Annotated in this window: 15 protein-coding genes and 1 pseudogene; 12 read left to right on the top strand and 4 right to left on the bottom strand. The window is 55.9% G+C overall.

Annotated elements, in window-relative coordinates:
- Positions 1 to 331 precede the first annotated feature (331 nt).
- The 3 genes from dctP to dctM all read left to right on the top strand — a co-directional run bounded on the left by dctP (position 332) and on the right by dctM (position 3,239).
- Entirely contained in the window at positions 332 to 1,264 is a 933-nt protein-coding gene (dctP, locus tag ABIE16_RS02650) for a C4-dicarboxylate TRAP substrate-binding protein DctP (protein WP_429520520.1), read from the top strand.
- A gap of 62 nt (positions 1,265 to 1,326) precedes the next feature.
- Positions 1,327 to 1,959, top strand: coding sequence for a TRAP transporter small permease (locus ABIE16_RS02645; protein WP_429520612.1), 633 nt, complete (start codon positions 1,327 to 1,329; stop codon positions 1,957 to 1,959).
- Positions 1,956 to 3,239 (top strand): C4-dicarboxylate TRAP transporter large permease protein DctM, encoded by a 1,284-nt coding sequence (gene dctM, locus ABIE16_RS02640; RefSeq protein ID WP_429520519.1) that lies wholly within the window; start codon positions 1,956 to 1,958, stop codon positions 3,237 to 3,239. The genes ABIE16_RS02645 and dctM overlap by 4 nt, the downstream gene beginning before the upstream one ends.
- Positions 3,240 to 3,544: 305 nt before the next feature.
- Here dctM and ABIE16_RS02635 read toward each other — a convergent pair whose 3' ends face one another.
- Complete coding sequence (locus ABIE16_RS02635; RefSeq protein WP_429520518.1) at positions 3,545 to 4,999, bottom strand: TrkH family potassium uptake protein; 1,455 nt, start codon at positions 4,997 to 4,999, stop codon at positions 3,545 to 3,547.
- 502 nt (positions 5,000 to 5,501) lie between these two features.
- Here ABIE16_RS02635 and ABIE16_RS02630 point away from each other — a divergent pair.
- Both ABIE16_RS02630 and ABIE16_RS02625 read left to right on the top strand, forming a co-directional pair.
- A complete protein-coding gene (locus ABIE16_RS02630; RefSeq protein WP_429520517.1) occupies positions 5,502 to 5,747 on the top strand; it encodes a hypothetical protein in 246 nt (81 codons plus the stop codon).
- Positions 5,748 to 5,802: 55 nt separating this feature from the next.
- The gene (locus ABIE16_RS02625; protein WP_429520516.1) at positions 5,803 to 6,006 is read left to right on the top strand and encodes a hypothetical protein; all 204 of its coding nucleotides are present in this window, start codon (positions 5,803 to 5,805) and stop codon (positions 6,004 to 6,006) included.
- A gap of 282 nt (positions 6,007 to 6,288) precedes the next feature.
- Here ABIE16_RS02625 and ABIE16_RS02620 read toward each other — a convergent pair whose 3' ends face one another.
- Entirely contained in the window at positions 6,289 to 6,930 is a 642-nt protein-coding gene (locus ABIE16_RS02620; RefSeq protein WP_429520515.1) for a DUF1109 domain-containing protein, read from the bottom strand.
- The gene (locus tag ABIE16_RS02615; protein ID WP_429520514.1) at positions 6,927 to 7,499 is read right to left on the bottom strand and encodes a sigma-70 family RNA polymerase sigma factor; all 573 of its coding nucleotides are present in this window, start codon (positions 7,497 to 7,499) and stop codon (positions 6,927 to 6,929) included. Before ABIE16_RS02615 ends, ABIE16_RS02620 begins: the two co-directional genes overlap by 4 nt.
- Before the next feature lie 248 nt (positions 7,500 to 7,747).
- Here ABIE16_RS02615 and ABIE16_RS02610 point away from each other — a divergent pair, with 248 nt between their 5' ends.
- From ABIE16_RS02610 to ABIE16_RS02580, 7 genes and pseudogenes are all read left to right on the top strand, one after another.
- Complete coding sequence (locus tag ABIE16_RS02610; RefSeq protein ID WP_429520513.1) at positions 7,748 to 8,020, top strand: BufA1 family periplasmic bufferin-type metallophore; 273 nt, start codon at positions 7,748 to 7,750, stop codon at positions 8,018 to 8,020.
- Positions 8,021 to 8,047: 27 nt separating this feature from the next.
- Entirely contained in the window at positions 8,048 to 8,902 is an 855-nt protein-coding gene (bufB, locus tag ABIE16_RS02605) for an MNIO family bufferin maturase (protein WP_429520512.1), read from the top strand.
- A complete protein-coding gene (locus tag ABIE16_RS02600; RefSeq protein ID WP_429520511.1) occupies positions 8,899 to 9,663 on the top strand; it encodes an HvfC/BufC family peptide modification chaperone in 765 nt (254 codons plus the stop codon). The genes bufB and ABIE16_RS02600 overlap by 4 nt, the downstream gene beginning before the upstream one ends.
- A 21-nt stretch (positions 9,664 to 9,684) precedes the next feature.
- Entirely contained in the window at positions 9,685 to 10,158 is a 474-nt protein-coding gene (locus ABIE16_RS02595) for a DoxX family protein (protein ID WP_429520510.1), read from the top strand.
- Between the two features lie 259 nt (positions 10,159 to 10,417).
- On the top strand, positions 10,418 to 10,732 hold the full coding sequence (locus ABIE16_RS02590) for a Na+/H+ antiporter NhaA (protein ID WP_429520509.1): 315 nt from the start codon (positions 10,418 to 10,420) through the stop codon (positions 10,730 to 10,732).
- Positions 10,698 to 11,213, top strand: coding sequence for a Na+/H+ antiporter NhaA (locus ABIE16_RS02585; protein WP_429520508.1), 516 nt, complete (start codon positions 10,698 to 10,700; stop codon positions 11,211 to 11,213). Before ABIE16_RS02590 ends, ABIE16_RS02585 begins: the two co-directional genes overlap by 35 nt.
- 40 nt (positions 11,214 to 11,253) lie before the next feature.
- Positions 11,254 to 11,756 (top strand): annotated as a pseudogene (locus ABIE16_RS02580) (Na+/H+ antiporter NhaA).
- A 118-nt stretch (positions 11,757 to 11,874) separates the two neighbouring features.
- Here ABIE16_RS02580 and ABIE16_RS02575 read toward each other — a convergent pair.
- Positions 11,875 to 15,267: an Ig-like domain-containing protein gene (locus tag ABIE16_RS02575; protein ID WP_429520507.1), complete on the bottom strand. Its 3,393-nt coding sequence runs from the start codon at positions 15,265 to 15,267 to the stop codon at positions 11,875 to 11,877.
- Positions 15,268 to 15,533 lie beyond the last annotated feature (266 nt).

Below are 15,533 nucleotides of genomic sequence, written 5' to 3'. Positions count from 1 at the left end.
GCACCGACGCTATTCTGACCCAACCCAGCAGTCTGAAGGCGAAACTCAACAACGAGTTCGGAGCTCGAAACTAGGTCAATGAAATTCCGGAATGTGGGTGAAAAATTCGTCGGTGGCAACAATCTGACCATCTCCCAGCAAGACTATTCATCTTCTTGGTTATTACCCTCCAAACGACAATTTACTGCCTAGACTTGCTCCTGTCCCGACTTAAAAATGTGCTCAATGCATCGAGCCATATGAATAACAAAAACAAGAGGCCCCACCAATGTTCAAGTCAATATGCAAAACACTCGCCTTTACCCTTGTCCTCGGATCCCTGAGCACCGCGATGGCCGCCGACCCAATAATTATCAAGTTCTCGCACGTGGTCGCTGAACAGACACCCAAAGGCCAAGGCGCCTTGCTGTTCAAGAAACTGGCAGAGGAACGCTTGCCTGGCAAGGTCAAGGTCGAGGTCTATCCCAACTCCTCACTATTTGGTGATGGCAAGGAAATGGAAGCGCTGTTGCTGGGAGATGTGCAGTTGATCGCGCCCTCGCTCGCTAAGTTTGAGCAGTACACGAAGACCGTCCAACTGTTCGACCTGCCGTTCCTGTTTGACGACATCGCCGCTGTCAACCGCTTCCAGTTGAGCCCGCAGGGTCAGGGACTGCTCAAGTCCATGGAAAGTAAAAACATCACCGGCCTGGCCTACTGGCACAACGGGATGAAGCAACTGTCGGCCAACAAGCCGCTGCGTGTCCCCGCCGATGCCCGTGGCCTGAAGTTCCGGGTGCAGGCGTCTGCCGTGCTTGAAGAACAGTTCAAGGCGGTGCGCGCCAATCCGCGCAAGATGAGTTTTGCCGAGGTTTATCAGGGGCTGCAGACTGGTGTGGTCAACGGTGCGGAGAACCCTTACTCGAATATCTACAGCCAGAAAATGCATGAAGTGCAGAAGTACATCACTGAATCCAACCACGGTGTACTGGATTACATGCTGATCACCAACACCAAGTTCTGGAACGGCTTGCCACCAGACGTTCGCAGCGAACTGGACAAGATTGTCGTGGAAGTCACCGCTCAGGTGAACAAGGAGGCGGAGCAACTCAATGAGAGTGACAAGCAACGCATAATCGCAGCCAAAACGACTGAAATCATCATCCTGACACCGCAAGAACGCGAGCAATGGCGAGAAGCGATGAAGCCGGTATGGAAGAAATTCGAAGGCGATATCGGCCCTGAACTGATCTCCGCCGCCGAAGCCGCCAACAAGGCTCAATGATCGCAAGGCAGGTGCTGCCGGCGCGGCGCCTGCCAGTCGTCACTCGACGTGAGATGCCATCCATGAACGCGCTTCGGCGAATCTGGGAACACTTCGAGGAGGGCTTTATCGTCTTCCTACTGACCGCCATGACCCTGATCACATTCGTTTACGTGATCCTCAACAATTTCTACAGCCTTTTCTACTGGCTTGCCGATCGCTGGCCAGGTGCAAGCGCCCCGCTGTTCACCATTGGCGATAAAATCATGGGGATGGCTCAAGCGATGACCTGGAGCACTGCCCTGACCAAGGCCCTGTTTGGCTGGCTGATCTTTTTCGGACTGGCCTATGGCGTGCGCACGGCCGGGCATATAGGTGTTGACGCACTCGTCAGGCTGACCAGCCGATCGGTGCAAAAGTACATTGGTATTGTGGCCTGCCTGTGCTGCCTGGCCTATGCAGGACTGCTCAGCGTCGCCAGCTTCGAATGGATTCGGACGTTGATGATTGCAGGCATCGGTGCCGAGGATCTAGGCCACTTTGGCATCATGCAATGGCATATCGGGATGATCGTTCCTTTGGGGTTTGCCCTGATTTTCATCCGCTTCGCTGAAATTTTCCTGCGCATCCTGCAGAACCGCCAGACCGGCCTGGGCCTGGCCGACGAAGCCGCTGACGCGTTGAAACTCGCCGAACACGAGGATGACAAGTCATGACCATTGCTTTCTTGTTCGTGGCCTTGTTCGTCCTGATGTTCATCGGCGTTCCCATCGCCATTTCCCTCGGTCTGGCCGGTTCCTTGACCATCATTTTCTTCAGTCCCGATTCGGTGCGCTCGCTGGCGATCAAGCTGTTCGAGACCTCGGAGCATTACACGCTGCTGGCAATTCCGTTTTTCCTGCTCGCCGGCGCGTTCATGACCACCGGGGGCGTTGCCCGCCGGTTGATCGACTTCGCCAATGCCTGTGTCGGGCATATTCGCGGCGGCCTGGCCATCGCTGCGGTGCTGGCCTGCATGCTGTTCGCCGCCCTCTCCGGTTCCAGTCCGGCGACGGTGGCTGCCGTGGGTTCAATCGCCATTGCCGGCATGGTCCGCTCCGGTTATCCGCAAGCCTTTGGCGCGGGGATCATCTGCAATGCGGGGACGCTGGGTATCCTGATCCCGCCTTCGATCGTGATGGTGGTCTATGCCGCCGCCACCGAAACCTCCGTCGGCAAGCTATTCATGGCCGGTGTGGTGCCAGGTCTGTTGTTGGGAACAGCGCTGATGGTGGCGATCTATATTGTCGCTGTTAAGAAAAACCTACCTGCCTTGCCACGCGCATCACTCCGGGAGTTGCTGGGTACGGCGCGCCAGGCGATATGGGGCCTGTTGCTGATGATCATCATTCTGGGTGGCATCTATTCCGGGATGTTCACCCCGACCGAGGCGGCGGCGGTGGCGGCCGCTTACTCGGCGTTCATCGCCTTGTTTGTCTACAAGGACCTGACGTTTCGTGAAACACCAAAAGTCCTGCTGGAATCCGCCAAGCTGAGCATCATGCTGATGTTCATCATCGCCAACGCCATGCTTTTTGCCCATGTGTTGACCACCGAACAGCTCCCGCAGCAGATTACCGCCTGGGTGATTGACGCGGGCCTGACACCCGTCAGCTTCCTGCTGGTGGTCAACATTGTGCTGCTGATTGCCGGCGCGTTCATGGAGCCGTCGGCCATCATCCTGATCCTGGCGCCGATCCTCTTCCCCATCGCCATGGAACTGGGTATCGACCCGATTCACCTCGGCATCATCATGGTAGTCAACCTCGAAATCGGTCTGATTACCCCTCCGGTGGGCCTGAACCTGTTCGTCACCTCGGCGGTGACCGGTATGACATTGCCCGCCACCATAAGGGCCGCCATGCCTTGGCTGATGATCCTGCTGCTGTTCCTAGTGCTGATTACCTATGTGCCCTGGATTTCGCTGGTGCTGCCTGAGTGGCTGGGCATGAGTTGACTTTCTGCCTCAGCCTCACATTTCACGAACGCATTTTTTGCCATGAACTGAACAATTTTCCAGAAAACAAAAAGCCCACACTTGGCGGGCTTTTTGTCGAAGGGGAACCAAATCCTTTGGTCTTTGTCCAGTTTGCCTAGCAATAACCACGGTATCAAGGCAAACCATCCGGACGACTGCAGAACCCGACAATCTGGACAAAACAATATCTTTGGTTAAGGCAAACGGTACATCGACACAGATGCTTTGCGAAGCCTGGTTGCTTCGGTCTAGTAGACGCCCTGCTAGCGACTGAAAAAAGTAGATCAATACCTCCAAAAGACTGGCGTTACGATCACCAGTACCGTCAGTATTTCTAGCCTGCCAAGGAGCATGCCAACCGTCAGCAACCACTTTGCAGCATCTGGTAACGAAGCAAAATTGCCTGCCGGTCCAATGATCGTTCCTAGTCCAGGGCCAACATTGCACACCGCTGTAGCTGCCCCACTCAGTGCAGTCGTCCAATCAAGGCCGATCAAAGCCAACCCCAAGGCTAGAACTGCGATAGTGATCGTGAAGAAAAATGAGAAGGTCAAAAGCGAGCGCAAAATCTCCTCATCAATGGGATGCCCGTTGTACTTTTTTTGAATCACTGCTCGGGGGTGGATCAGTTGCTTCAAGCTACTCACGAGCAAGGCGGCGGCCACCTGAAAGCGGAAAATTTTAAGACCACCCGCCGTTGAGCCAGAGCACCCTCCGACGAAGGTCAGGTAGAAAAAGAGCAAAACGGCAAAGCTGCCCCACAGAGTGTAATCACCAACCGCAACTCCCGTGGTCGTGACGACCGAGGTCACATTGACCGCCACGATACGAAACGCATCCCACCATCCGTAATCGCTGTGAAAACACAACCACGTACCCACTGCGAACCAAGTAAGAATCAAGAAGCCAACAAATCCTCGTACTTGGTGATCCTTGAGTAGCGCCCGGCGGTGGCCGCGTAATGTCGCGACATACAACGTAAAAGGTAGGCTACCCAGAATCATGATAATCACCGCCACCCAGTGAATCGTGGGTTGCGTCCAATGCCCAAGTGAGGCGTCCGAAGTCGAGAATCCCCCAGTAGAGATCAAGGACATTGCATGATTGACTGCTTCAAATGGTGTCATGCCGGCGATCCAGAGCGCCAGAGCTCCGGCTCCAGTAAGTCCCAGATAAAGCAAAAGGATGTACTTGGCTGCAATATGGGAGCGCGGTGTCACTTTCTCCGACCAGTCTGAGGACTCTGTTTGGAAAAGGCGCATACCACCTACTCGCAGCAATGGAAGGATCGCTACAGCCATACCGATGAAGCCGATACCACCTAGCCAGTGAAGCATTGATCGCCACATCAACAATCCTGGTGAAGCAGTATCCAAACCACTCAGGACAGTTGAGCCAGTGGTTGTTATACCGGACATTGTTTCAAAGAAGGCGTCGGTGTAACTGATGTGGCTGATAAGCACCATTGGTAACGCTGCGAAGGTGCACACAACGACCCAACTGCCAGTAGTCAGCAGGTACATATCCCTTGGGCGAAGCTGGCCAGTATCCGGGCGCCCCCGCACGACCAACAGGAGGCCGCAGATGAAGGTAATCAAACTCGACCAGAGAAAGGCCGACAGATCGTCGCTACGCTCATAGGCCACCAGTGTGATCATGGGAATAGCCATGCTGAAGGCCAGCGTGATCAGAAAAATGCCCAAGACGAAGCCGATAAGCCGAATTGCTGCGAGGGACATAACTGTAGCGTTCCAAATTTTCATCGCGCAGTATCGGATGCCCAACCTCAACAACCCGTAAACTTTGCGTAAAATTTCTATGGGCAGCTAGTCGGATTGAATTTGGCCTGTCATTTCGAAATTGATACCCATCGGCGCAGCTTGAGTCACGACTTTGAATCATCAAGTCGGAGCAAGCCTGTACAAGTGGCACTGGGCACTGTCTTGTTATAAGTGCGGATTCAATCGGTCGATGCAACAGATCGGCTAAATCTCGCGGCTAGCGTTCGCAAATGGTTCTTTGGGGTCCAGTACCACTACTGACTTCATCACGTGTTGACCCAACTATCAGGTCGGCGTGGCGAAGGCGATGGCCGCCACCAAAGAATCCGTTAGTCGCCAGTTGCTTTAAGATTTGCCAGTTGTCCTCCTAACGCACAAAGTCTATGACTTGGTGCCACACTGACCCATAGGGATAGCGGCTCCTAGTGCCGAGCCAGTCCTATCTTGGAGCTATCACTTCATGATCAATATCGATGATTTCCGCTTCAAGTCTCACCATCTTTTGCTGGAGCTGGACGCGGCTACAAATCACATGATGATGCTGGTATCAGCACGGAAAATCACTGGCGATCCGTGGAGCGAAGCTGCCGAACGACAGAAACAGGCATACGAGGCATGGGCTGCCTTTCTTTCTGAATCAGAAACGAACCCTATGCCTTGTCTGGATGGTCGAGCCGCAGATAGCTATGGGCCATTGGAGGACTGAAAATTTCAGCTAGTGTTGAACGTAGTGAATTATCCCCTGATCGTAAGGAGACCCTATGAATCGGCAAGAAGAGTTTTTAGCTAAAGCTTTGGAAATACATCATGAGTATGAACGGGCGACAGCGGTCATCAATGACTTGATGAAAAAAAATATGGCTGTAGGCCCTGATTGGGATGCCGCTGTTGCGAGACAGCTTTCAGCTCTGGATGAGTGGATGGAGCTGCCCGGTGGATACGGCGACCTTAAGGGTGATGACTAACCTCAATTAGGTTTTCGCGTATCCTGTTAACGATCGAGTTCTCTACAGCGCAATCGAGAAGCAACTGAGCGGCAACCAAGGCGCGTCCCTTACCAACGCCCTCTGCCAGCCGCTATTTTGAGTGACCCAAAGCAGGTCGCTTACAAAGCAGTAGGCATGAATCATGATTGTTCAGCGAGCTCATCTGCTTGATCCCAATATGCGTCCGGTATCACGCATCGCCTGAAGTGATGGTGTCGGTAGATATTGCTGACCGCCAGCGCGGGTGATGCCCACGATCTGCTACCAGCGCAGCCAGCGTCGACCGAGTAATGCGCCTAGTACCGTCGGCACCAGCATGCCCAACAAGTACCACACTCCCCAAAATGGTATCTGCATTTCGGGGCAGCCAAGGGAATAAGCAATCGTTGCCATTGAGCCTGCCAGCAGTCCGCCACAGGCTCCTGAGAGCGTCAGGTTGGTTGGCGCGAGACCGCGTAGCGCCCAAAACATAGCGATAAACCCCGGAATCGACAGCAAGGTTATGTTGAGTGCGCATACCTGCCAGGTTTCGCCGAAAATGATCGCAATGCGGTCGTCAGGTGGGGCTACCAAGAGCACATAGATAGATCCGCCCCAAACCGAAGCGACTGCGGCAAAAATCAGAATTTTGCCGGGGCCTGAGGCGATTCCAGGTCTTGCTAGCCTCATTACCATGCTCAGCGTACCGATCATCAGACAGAGCGGAAAGGCGATCTTAGCCCAAAAAATTGGTGTAGCAATGACCTGGCCCAGGTCTGGCCGAACACCCATTATTGCTATTACCAGCAAAGTGGCGCCTAGGAGGCCGGCCAGCACCGCGCTGCTGAATCGCTTAGCGAGCGTCCTGCGGTCAACCGGGGCCACACCCGATGCGAGCAGGGAAATAAAGTCATCAGTATTCATCGTGCACCTCTAACTCTTAACGCCAGAGCTTTAAGCCCTCGGTGTATCCCAATCTTCACCGCAGACTCAGATAACCCCGTCATTTGAGCGGTTTCAGTAACAGACAGCCCTTCTATTTTCACGTGCACGATAGGTAGACGCTGACGTTCAGGTAGCTGCTCAAGCAACCTGCCTAGGTCGCGACTGGCTTGGGCAGGTTCAAGATGTGGCTCGGCAAATAGCTTTGCTGCATCATCGAGGGCATCGTTGAACACGTCATGACGTGACCGCCCTCGGAAAAAATCGGTGAGTTTGTAACGCGCAATGGCAAAAACCCAAGCCGTCAGCGGTTGGTCTATCCGATAGGTCTGGCGCGCATTATGAACGGCCAGCAAAACCTCTTGCAGCAAATCCTCGACTTCACCAGGTCGCTGCTGAAGTCTCGAGCGTAAAAAACCGCGAAGATGACCACTTAACTCCGATAAAAACATTCGATAAGACCGCTCATCTCCGTCCAGACCTGAGATAAACAGAGCCTGAAGGTGGAGCTCTCGACTGTGCAACACGTCGTTATGTGTAGTTCGTTCCATCGTTCGCTCTGGTTACACGAAAAGTAAAAATATCTCGCTCCTGCATGATGTCGGCGCTAGTGACGGGCGGCGGATCTAACATGCGTTAATCGGCATAAGGTAACAAGCGAATCAATTTTGCAGGTTTGAGAAATATTTTGCGGTCACTGTAACCGGAAGTGAAAAACCATCGAACTACCTTTTGGATCGCAAGCACGGTACTCAAGCGCTGATGCGACGACCAGCCCCCATCATCTGGAGACACAACCATGAACAATCTCAAGCTTGCCGCCCTCGCTGTTGCCTTCTCTACATTCGCTGCAGGTGCTATGGCCGCAGAGACTCCTGCTGCCGCAGGCGCCATGGAGAAATGTTACGGCGTCGCCCTGGCGGGCAAGAACGATTGCAAGGCGGGTGCAGGTACCACCTGCGCAGGCACCGCCAAAGTGGACTACCAGCCTAATGCCTGGAAAAACGTCCCTGCGGGTACTTGTACCTCCATCAAGACTCCAAAAGGCATGGGCACTCTCGAACCCAAGTAATCGTAATGCCACGGGGGCACACCAACCATGAAAACAGAACGCCAGATGGGGGCCGGGCTCGGCCTGAAACCGAATCATTACTCAGATGCGCTTGACTGCACGACTGAGGGGCTCTGGTTCGAAGTTCATCCGGAAAACTACATGGTAGGTGGTGGCCCCCGTCTCGCATGGCTGGAGGCAATTGGGAATCAACACCCGCTGTCGCTGCACGGCGTTTCACTTTCACTGGCTGCCGATTGTCCGCCAGACGAAAACCATTTGAAGCGCCTGAAAGCGCTGGCAGATCACGTTCAGCCTGCGTTGATTTCCGAGCACCTGGCTTGGTCAGCATGGCGTGGTCAGTATCACCCTGACCTACTGCCATTCCCTCGCACGGTCGAGACATTACAGCGCATCGTAAGCAATATCCAACGGACACAAGACGCCCTGGGACGTCCTATTGCCATTGAAAACCCTACCCATTATCTACGCCTGGATGGTCATGAATTCAGCGAAATCGACTTCTTGATCGAACTTAGCGCGAGAACTGGCTGCGGGTTACTGCTGGATGTCAATAACGTCCACATCAGCGCGCATAACTTGGGTTTTGATGCAGGAACGTATCTGGATGCCTTCCCGGCCAAGGCAATCGTGGAGATCCATTTGGCAGGCCACGCAGTGGATCCGGGAGATACGCGGTTGCTAATAGATACTCACGATGCCCCCATCGCTGACGACGTCTGGTTGCTGTATCAACGCGTTATCGAACGGATCGGCATGCGCCCGACCTTGATCGAGCGCGACGACAATATCCCAGGGTTCGACGTCTTGCTGGCTGAACGAGACAGAGCACAGACACTTTTGAACATCGGTAAGAGGCGACCATCGGAAGTGACGATATGAACACCTCACTTGCAAGATTTCAGGATGCATTCGTCGATGCATTATATGAGCGAAATTCGACTGAAATGACTGCACTAATCGAACAGCCCGGTTTTTTGGTGTACCGCAATACCGTATTGAAAGGTTCCACGGATGCATTACTCGCGAACTTTCCCACCATCGAGCGTTTGGTCGGGACAGAGTGGCTTAAGGCCGCTGCAGCGATCTATGCCCGGCAGTCGCCACCGACGGATTCCCGACTGCTGCGCTACGGCGCTGATTTCCCGGATTTTCTCGACGCGTTTGAGCATGCGCGAGAAATGCCTTATCTGGGCGACGTTGGCCGCCTGGATCTGCTTTGGACACAAGTCCATTGCGCTAAAGATGAACCCGACATTAACCCGAACGCGTTAGCGAGCCTGTCCCAAAAAGAGTTGGCCCGTAGCCGGCTCATACTGAGAGCAGCTTCCCGTTGGGCCTGGTTCCCAGACCACCCGGTCTACACCATCTGGCGCTTCAATCGCGAACAGCGGGACATGCCTGACGAACTCGACTGGCGCGGCGAAGGAGCGCTTCTGACGCGCAAGCAAGGCCGGGTTTGTTGGGAGGCCACCAGTGCTGCGGATTGCACTTTTCTAGACGCCTGCGCGGCATACCTGCCTATTGAATTGGCCGCAGAAAAAGCCCTTGAAGTTCAGTCTGATTGGGATCTGGTAGACCTCATTGCCCGCTTGCTCAGTGCCGACGCGTTCGTCGCTGTAAACACACACAGCTCTCTCTGAAGATTAACCAACGGAGACATCATGGACGTGACACGAAATACGTCGCCCACCGCCGATAAGTCCGTGCGCGGCATGTGGAACCGCATTGCAGACCGACTTGGCTTGATGATCGGTGACTCGCTATTGGTGCTGGTTGCTCGCCTATCCATCGCGGCCATTTTCTTGATTTCAGGACGCACCAAAGTCAGTGGTTTTTTGACGATCACGCCCAGTACCTATGAGCTGTTTCGCACAGAATACTCACTGCCATTTATCTCTGCGGAACTGGCCGCGCATCTTGCTACCTACAGTGAACATTTGTTTTCACTGCTTCTTGTACTGGGCCTGTTCTCACGACTATCAGCATTCGCGTTGCTGGGCATGACGTTTGTGATCCAAGTGTTTGTCTACCCTGACGCCTGGCCAACACACCTTTCCTGGGCAGGCCTGCTATTGCTTATCGTCGCACGGGGTGGTGGGGCAATGTCGCTGGATCGCCCGTTCGGCATCAAATGATGCTTTGACGCGTGCCCTCGCACTGTCTGATGGGAGGTTTACGTGCTCAGGCCCAATCAGGTATTTCGGACAGATAACCGGCTACGAGAGCAGCCCGAATCGTCCTTCGATGGAGTGTTTTAGTCGTCAGAGGGCTCATTGCTGGGGAGAATTGCATCCCGCTCGTAAGCTACCTCCCATCGGGTTGGGAGCGTTGCTGCATACGGCACATCGCAGGTTAATGCTCAAACGTTGGTCGGACCGCCAACGGAGAGTCAATGTGCCTGATAAAAGCTCAGTGTCCCTCTCGATCCCACGTCCCCAGATGTTAACCGCACGCGCCCTCACCGCGATTGAGCGGTTTTCACATATCGAAGCCGTCAGCGGTGTCGTTCTATTACTTGCTGCAATGGTTGCGCTGATTTGGGCGAACAGCCCATTTCCCGGCTCCTACGAGCATTTCTGGAACACCCAACTCACCTTGGGTTTAGGCAACTTTACGATCTCGTGTTCGCTGCACTTTTTGGTCAATAATGGGCTGATGGCTGTTTTTTTTTCTTGTGGTTGGCGCGGAGATACGCCAGGAAATTCATAACGGAGCGCTTGCAAACCTCAAGTTGGCGACGTTGCCTCTTGGAGCGGCATTGGGCGGCGTGTTGGTACCGGCGATCATCTATATGCTTTTCAATCACGGAACGGAGGGTAGTGCAGGATGGGCTGTGCCGACCGCCACCGATATTGCGTTCGCAGTGGGTGTTCTTGCGCTCTTAGGAAAGTCGATTCCGGGCAGTATGCGTGTTCTGTTGTTGGCACTGGCCATTATCGACGACATTGTCGCCATCCTGATCATCGCGATGTTCTATACCTCGACCCTTGACTATCTCGGGTTGGTGGTGGCCGTGAGTGGACTGGTACTGGGGCTGGCCTTTCAGCGAATGGGTATCAGCAAGGTCTATGCGTACGTATTGCCTGGCGCCGTTGTTCGGCTTGGTCTCCTGAAAACCGGTGTGCACCCAACGCTCGCGGGCGTCATTCTCGGACTGACGACCCCCTACCAACTCCAAGCCCACAACTGAGCGCCCGCTAGACACCATCGGACGTACGTTACATGAACTGGTGGAACGACTTTCCCATTCAGGGAGCAACCCGCAAGCAGTGGTTAAACCGCTGAAGCAACTCCGGCACGCCGAGCAGGAAATACTGGCTCCCGTGCAACGAGTCCAAGCAGGATTGCACTCATGGGTAGCGTTTGGCGTTATGCCCCTTTTTGCACAGACAAACGCAGGGGTGAGTCTGGTGGGTAACCGACTTGACGATGCCGTTTCGCTGAGTGTGTTCATGGGGGTGATACTGGCACTGGTTCTGGGCAAGCCCCTTGGAATCATTCTGGCCAGCATAGCGCTCGTCAAACTCAAATCTGTGAGCTGCCCGAAGGCGTGACGTGGACAGGGGTCGGACTGGTGGGGCTGCTGGCCGGTATCGGATTCACCATGTCCATTTTCATTGCGTCGTTGGCATTTCCTGATCCGACGCTACTGTCTGCGGCAAAACTCAGTGTGCTCGCCGCGTCGGCTATAGCGGCAATCATCGGACTGATCTGGGGGAAGACGAAGTTCTAAGGGTCGTGCCTTATATCAATATCCAACTGTGAAAACCCATCGACGCAATGACTAGTTAGCCATTGCGTCCTGGTGATTTACAACGTGCTTATTTTCCCACGCACAACGCCCGCCCACTTCAACGACGGGTAATTGGCACCGTCACAGTCTTGCCGAAGGCTGATTTGATGGTCGCCGTCGGGCTAGACGACGGGCCACTGCCGACGGTCGTCACCGCTATTCGCCAACGAGCGCCTGTAGGCGTACGTGTCAGGGTGGCGGTGCCAAGGTTCACTGTACCAGTTGTGGTCGTGGCAGTCGCCGTGATGGTATTGCCCGTGCCACGGGAGGTGGTGCCGGACAGAACCCAGTAGTAGCGGCTGTTGCTGCGGGCGGTAACGGTAGCGCTGGTGACGATCAGGTTCTCGTTGACCGCTGCCGAGACCGCCACGGACACCGTCGCCGGTGCCGACTCCGCGCCCTTGGCATCGCTGGCCTGATAGGTAAAGGTCGCGGTGAACGGCGTGGGGATCGTGGCCGGTGGTGTGTAGATCACGCGCAGACCATCGGTGCTGACCGCGCCCTTGCCGGAGTCCGGTTGCTCCAGACCCACCACTTTAAGTGGCACGTTACCGTCAGGGTCGGTGTCGTTGGCCAGCACGTTGATGGTCACCGGTTGGCCGGTGTTACTGATGGCGCTGTCGGGGTTGGCGATCGGTTTTTGGTTATCGACGTCCTCGACACGTTTATCTCCAGTGCGGAAGGTCGGCAGCGCGGCGGAGTTGACGTAGTTGACGCCGTCCCAGCCGGGCAGGGGCGTTGGCATCAACTGGAACTGGCCGGGGTGCTCGACATCCCAGCGCAGCAGCATGGCCGTGTCCTCATGCTGGGTGTTGTGGCAGTGCTCCATGTAGGTCCCGGCGAATTCGCGGAAGCGGATCGCAATGTCCACGTCCTGCGAGCTGTCGATTCCTACGCCGATGTTATAGACGTCCTTGCGTGCCCATTTTTCCCATTCCGGCGGCGCTTTGCCGTCACGGTTGAGGATGATGCCTTCTTCGAAATGCACGTGCACCGGGTGACTCCAGCCGTCGCCGCCGTTCCTGATTTTCCACACTTCCAGGGTGCCGTCGCCGGAGAACCCGGCCGGGGTCGGACCGTTGGCCAGTTGCGGGGCGGCGCTGATCCGGCGTGGGTCCATGGGGAAGCCTGGACCGCCGTCGGTCTTGATGGTCCAGGGTTGTTCGTCGGTGCCATCGGAGCGGCCAAAGATGAACTCGCGATGCCGCGCCAGTTTCAATTTGGCCTGCACCGTCAGGTCGTCGCGGTTGAGGGTCAGCGGGATCATGCTCTTGCCGGCCGGTTTGCCCGGTTTGGCGGGTTCGTAGTCAGCGGGGTTCATGCTCACGTCCTGGCCAGAATAAGGCTGGACCACCATCTGCAAGAACTTGCCCACCGCCGGATCGCCGGCGTCCCATTCCAACCCTTTGCTGCCCAGCTTGAGCACTGCCTTGTACTTGCCAGACAAGACATCGGCCAGGCTCAGCGGTACAGCCTCTGGACCCTTGCCGTCGTGGTGCTCCATCAGGTTGACGAAATACAACTTGTCGCCGGTCTTGATCCCGTTTTTCGCGAAGTTGACGATGATGTCGTAACGCTCGGCGATGCTCTGGGTGGGCAGGATAGCGTTGTGGTCCTGCACATCGCCGTCAGCGTCCAGGTCCATGCTGCCGTCGAACGGCACGGCGTGTTCCATAAGGTTGCCGTCGTTGGCGATCATGTGGAACGGCACGCGGGTGTAAGACAGGCCGGAACCGGTCGGGCCGGGGAATTCACCGCCGGAGCCGGCGATTTCACGCACCAGCGCGATCCTGAAATCGCGCGACACCGAAGCATTGAGGATGCGGAAGCGATAGCTGCGTGCCCGCACGTTCAGGCGCGGCTGGTACAGCCAGTTGACCAGAATCTGATCGCCGAGAAATCCATCGGTGTTGAACGGGTTGAACCACAGCTGGCCATTGGTGTCCCAAGCCTTGTCGGCCACTATCAGGTTGACGTCATAGTCGCGGTTGCCCCAGGGCAATGCCGAACCGCTGGGCAGACGCAGGTTGACGCCGTCTTCGAAGGCTTCGTTACCGCGATCCAGAGCGCTGTAGTAATTCATCATCACCGCGTTGCCCTTGTAGACGTTCTGCGCGGTGAAATCGAGCATGTGGTCATGGAACCAGTGGGTACTCATGGTTTCACGCCAGTCGCCACGGATCTTGATGCTGCCGTTGTTGCAGGTCTTGAGGCCCGGCGTGGCATCGTTGACATACAGGGTTTCGCCGGGGGCGCAGGGGAACGCCGCGCGCGGATCCTGAGCGCTGGTGTTGATGGTGTCGTAACCGGCCAGTTGCAGCGGCCAGCGATAGTCGTAGTACTGTCCCGGAAAGAAAAACGCATTGGCAAAACCGTCGCTTTCGCCTGGAGTGTGGCCGTTGTGTTCGTGGGTGGTGAGGGTGTGCAGGCCAAACCCCATGTTGGCCGACGGATCAATCGGCAGGGCGTTGTAGTGGCGCAACAGCACGGTTTGGCCGTACCGCACCATCAACAGTTTTGGCGGAAAGGTGCCGTCGAAGGTCCAGAGCGCCTTGTGGTTCTGAATCGGCATGTTGGGGTGAAAACGGACATTTATGCCTTTGGTGGTGCCCGTAATGACCGGGGTGGCCGAGGTCTGGTTGTAGAGCCCACCGGGTCCGAACTCACCGACGGCGTAGTTGTGCAATTGTCGTCGGTCGCGCATGCCGCCGTTGAGCTTGGCGCCGGCTTGAGCGGTCTTGAAGGCGACCTGTGGGTAGAACTCGTTCCAGCGCTGGTGCGACCAGCCTTTTCCTGGCGGACGACCTTCGGCCGGCGAGCCCACCGGATGGCGGTTGAGGAAAGCTTCGATCTGCGCTTTCCACGGATTGCGATCGAGCACGTTGGAATACTGCGCCGGAAACGGGTACAGCCCCGGCTGGCGCAAGAAGGCTTCCAGCGCCGCGGCCGAAGGGCCGCTGCGGGCGATGTTGTTCGGGTCCTGGGTGGGCGCCGGGCCGACGATTGGAACCGGGAAGGTCAGGGGCGGTGCAGGCAGTGTCGGGTCGAGTTTTTCCGTGCCGAATTCTTCGAGCAGCAGCAGTTGCTGAGTGTACGGCTGGGCCCCGAACAACGGGCTGGGCTTGCCGTTGGTGGGAATTTTGAAGGATGTCTGCAGGGCTGGAGGCAGCACGTTGTCGGCCGTTGGCGTGGTGCGGTCGCCAAACACGCCATTGGGCAGGGCGATGGCGCCCTGGTTGGCGGGCGGCAAGGTCAGCAAGGCATCCAGCGCGGCCTTGGGGTCGGCCGGGGGATTGGTAAACGCCGAGGGATCCGTCGGCGGCGGCGGGCCGAAATCATCTAGCGGAGCCGCACTGACCGAGACAAGGCTGGTAGAGAGCAACATCACAGAGATCGCCCCCGGCCTCCGTAACAAGCTGAGTGAACTGAACCCTAGTGTAGCAAGTTTCATTTTTGTCCCCTTTCGTCATGCCCAAAAGGCGAACCCACCCGGCCTCAGTCGGGACGACAACTGCGGCGGTATAGGGGGGCGCTGCAACCGCTGGGCCAAGTGTAAAGGGATGGAAAAAGTTTAGATTTATCAATAAGTTACTTTTGATATATCAGCGACATGAATTACGCAGAGGGAGATATTTGGGGGGGATCGTTTAAGTGGGTGAAATGCCCCTTATTTGGGGGGCAGTGGTGGCCATCTGTATGACATCCGGCGGTCTACAC

This window comes from Pseudomonas sp. 2725, from assembly GCF_050434585.1.
GTDB lineage: Bacteria > Pseudomonadota > Gammaproteobacteria > Pseudomonadales > Pseudomonadaceae > Aquipseudomonas > Aquipseudomonas jessenii.
Note: the sequence above shows the minus strand (reverse complement) of the source record. Positions and strands in the feature narration are given on the sequence as shown.

What these genes read in the sequence shown, in the direction of transcription:
- ABIE16_RS02625 (WP_429520516.1), top strand. Translation starts at nt 5,803, where the DNA reads ATGAATCGGCAAGAAGAGTTTTTAGCTAAAGCTTTGGAAATACATCAT.
- ABIE16_RS02575 (WP_429520507.1), bottom strand. Translation starts at nt 15,267, where the DNA reads ATGAAACTTGCTACACTAGGGTTCAGTTCACTCAGCTTGTTACGGAGG.
- ABIE16_RS02620 (WP_429520515.1), bottom strand. Translation starts at nt 6,930, where the DNA reads ATGAATACTGATGACTTTATTTCCCTGCTCGCATCGGGTGTGGCCCCG.
- ABIE16_RS02635 (WP_429520518.1), bottom strand. Translation starts at nt 4,999, where the DNA reads ATGTCCCTCGCAGCAATTCGGCTTATCGGCTTCGTCTTGGGCATTTTT.
- ABIE16_RS02595 (WP_429520510.1), top strand. Translation starts at nt 9,685, where the DNA reads ATGGACGTGACACGAAATACGTCGCCCACCGCCGATAAGTCCGTGCGC.
- ABIE16_RS02630 (WP_429520517.1), top strand. Translation starts at nt 5,502, where the DNA reads ATGATCAATATCGATGATTTCCGCTTCAAGTCTCACCATCTTTTGCTG.
- ABIE16_RS02615 (WP_429520514.1), bottom strand. Translation starts at nt 7,499, where the DNA reads ATGGAACGAACTACACATAACGACGTGTTGCACAGTCGAGAGCTCCAC.
- dctM (WP_429520519.1), top strand. Translation starts at nt 1,956, where the DNA reads ATGACCATTGCTTTCTTGTTCGTGGCCTTGTTCGTCCTGATGTTCATC.
- ABIE16_RS02610 (WP_429520513.1), top strand. Translation starts at nt 7,748, where the DNA reads ATGAACAATCTCAAGCTTGCCGCCCTCGCTGTTGCCTTCTCTACATTC.
- dctP (WP_429520520.1), top strand. Translation starts at nt 332, where the DNA reads ATGGCCGCCGACCCAATAATTATCAAGTTCTCGCACGTGGTCGCTGAA.
- ABIE16_RS02600 (WP_429520511.1), top strand. Translation starts at nt 8,899, where the DNA reads ATGAACACCTCACTTGCAAGATTTCAGGATGCATTCGTCGATGCATTA.
- bufB (WP_429520512.1), top strand. Translation starts at nt 8,048, where the DNA reads ATGAAAACAGAACGCCAGATGGGGGCCGGGCTCGGCCTGAAACCGAAT.
- ABIE16_RS02645 (WP_429520612.1), top strand. Translation starts at nt 1,327, where the DNA reads ATGAACGCGCTTCGGCGAATCTGGGAACACTTCGAGGAGGGCTTTATC.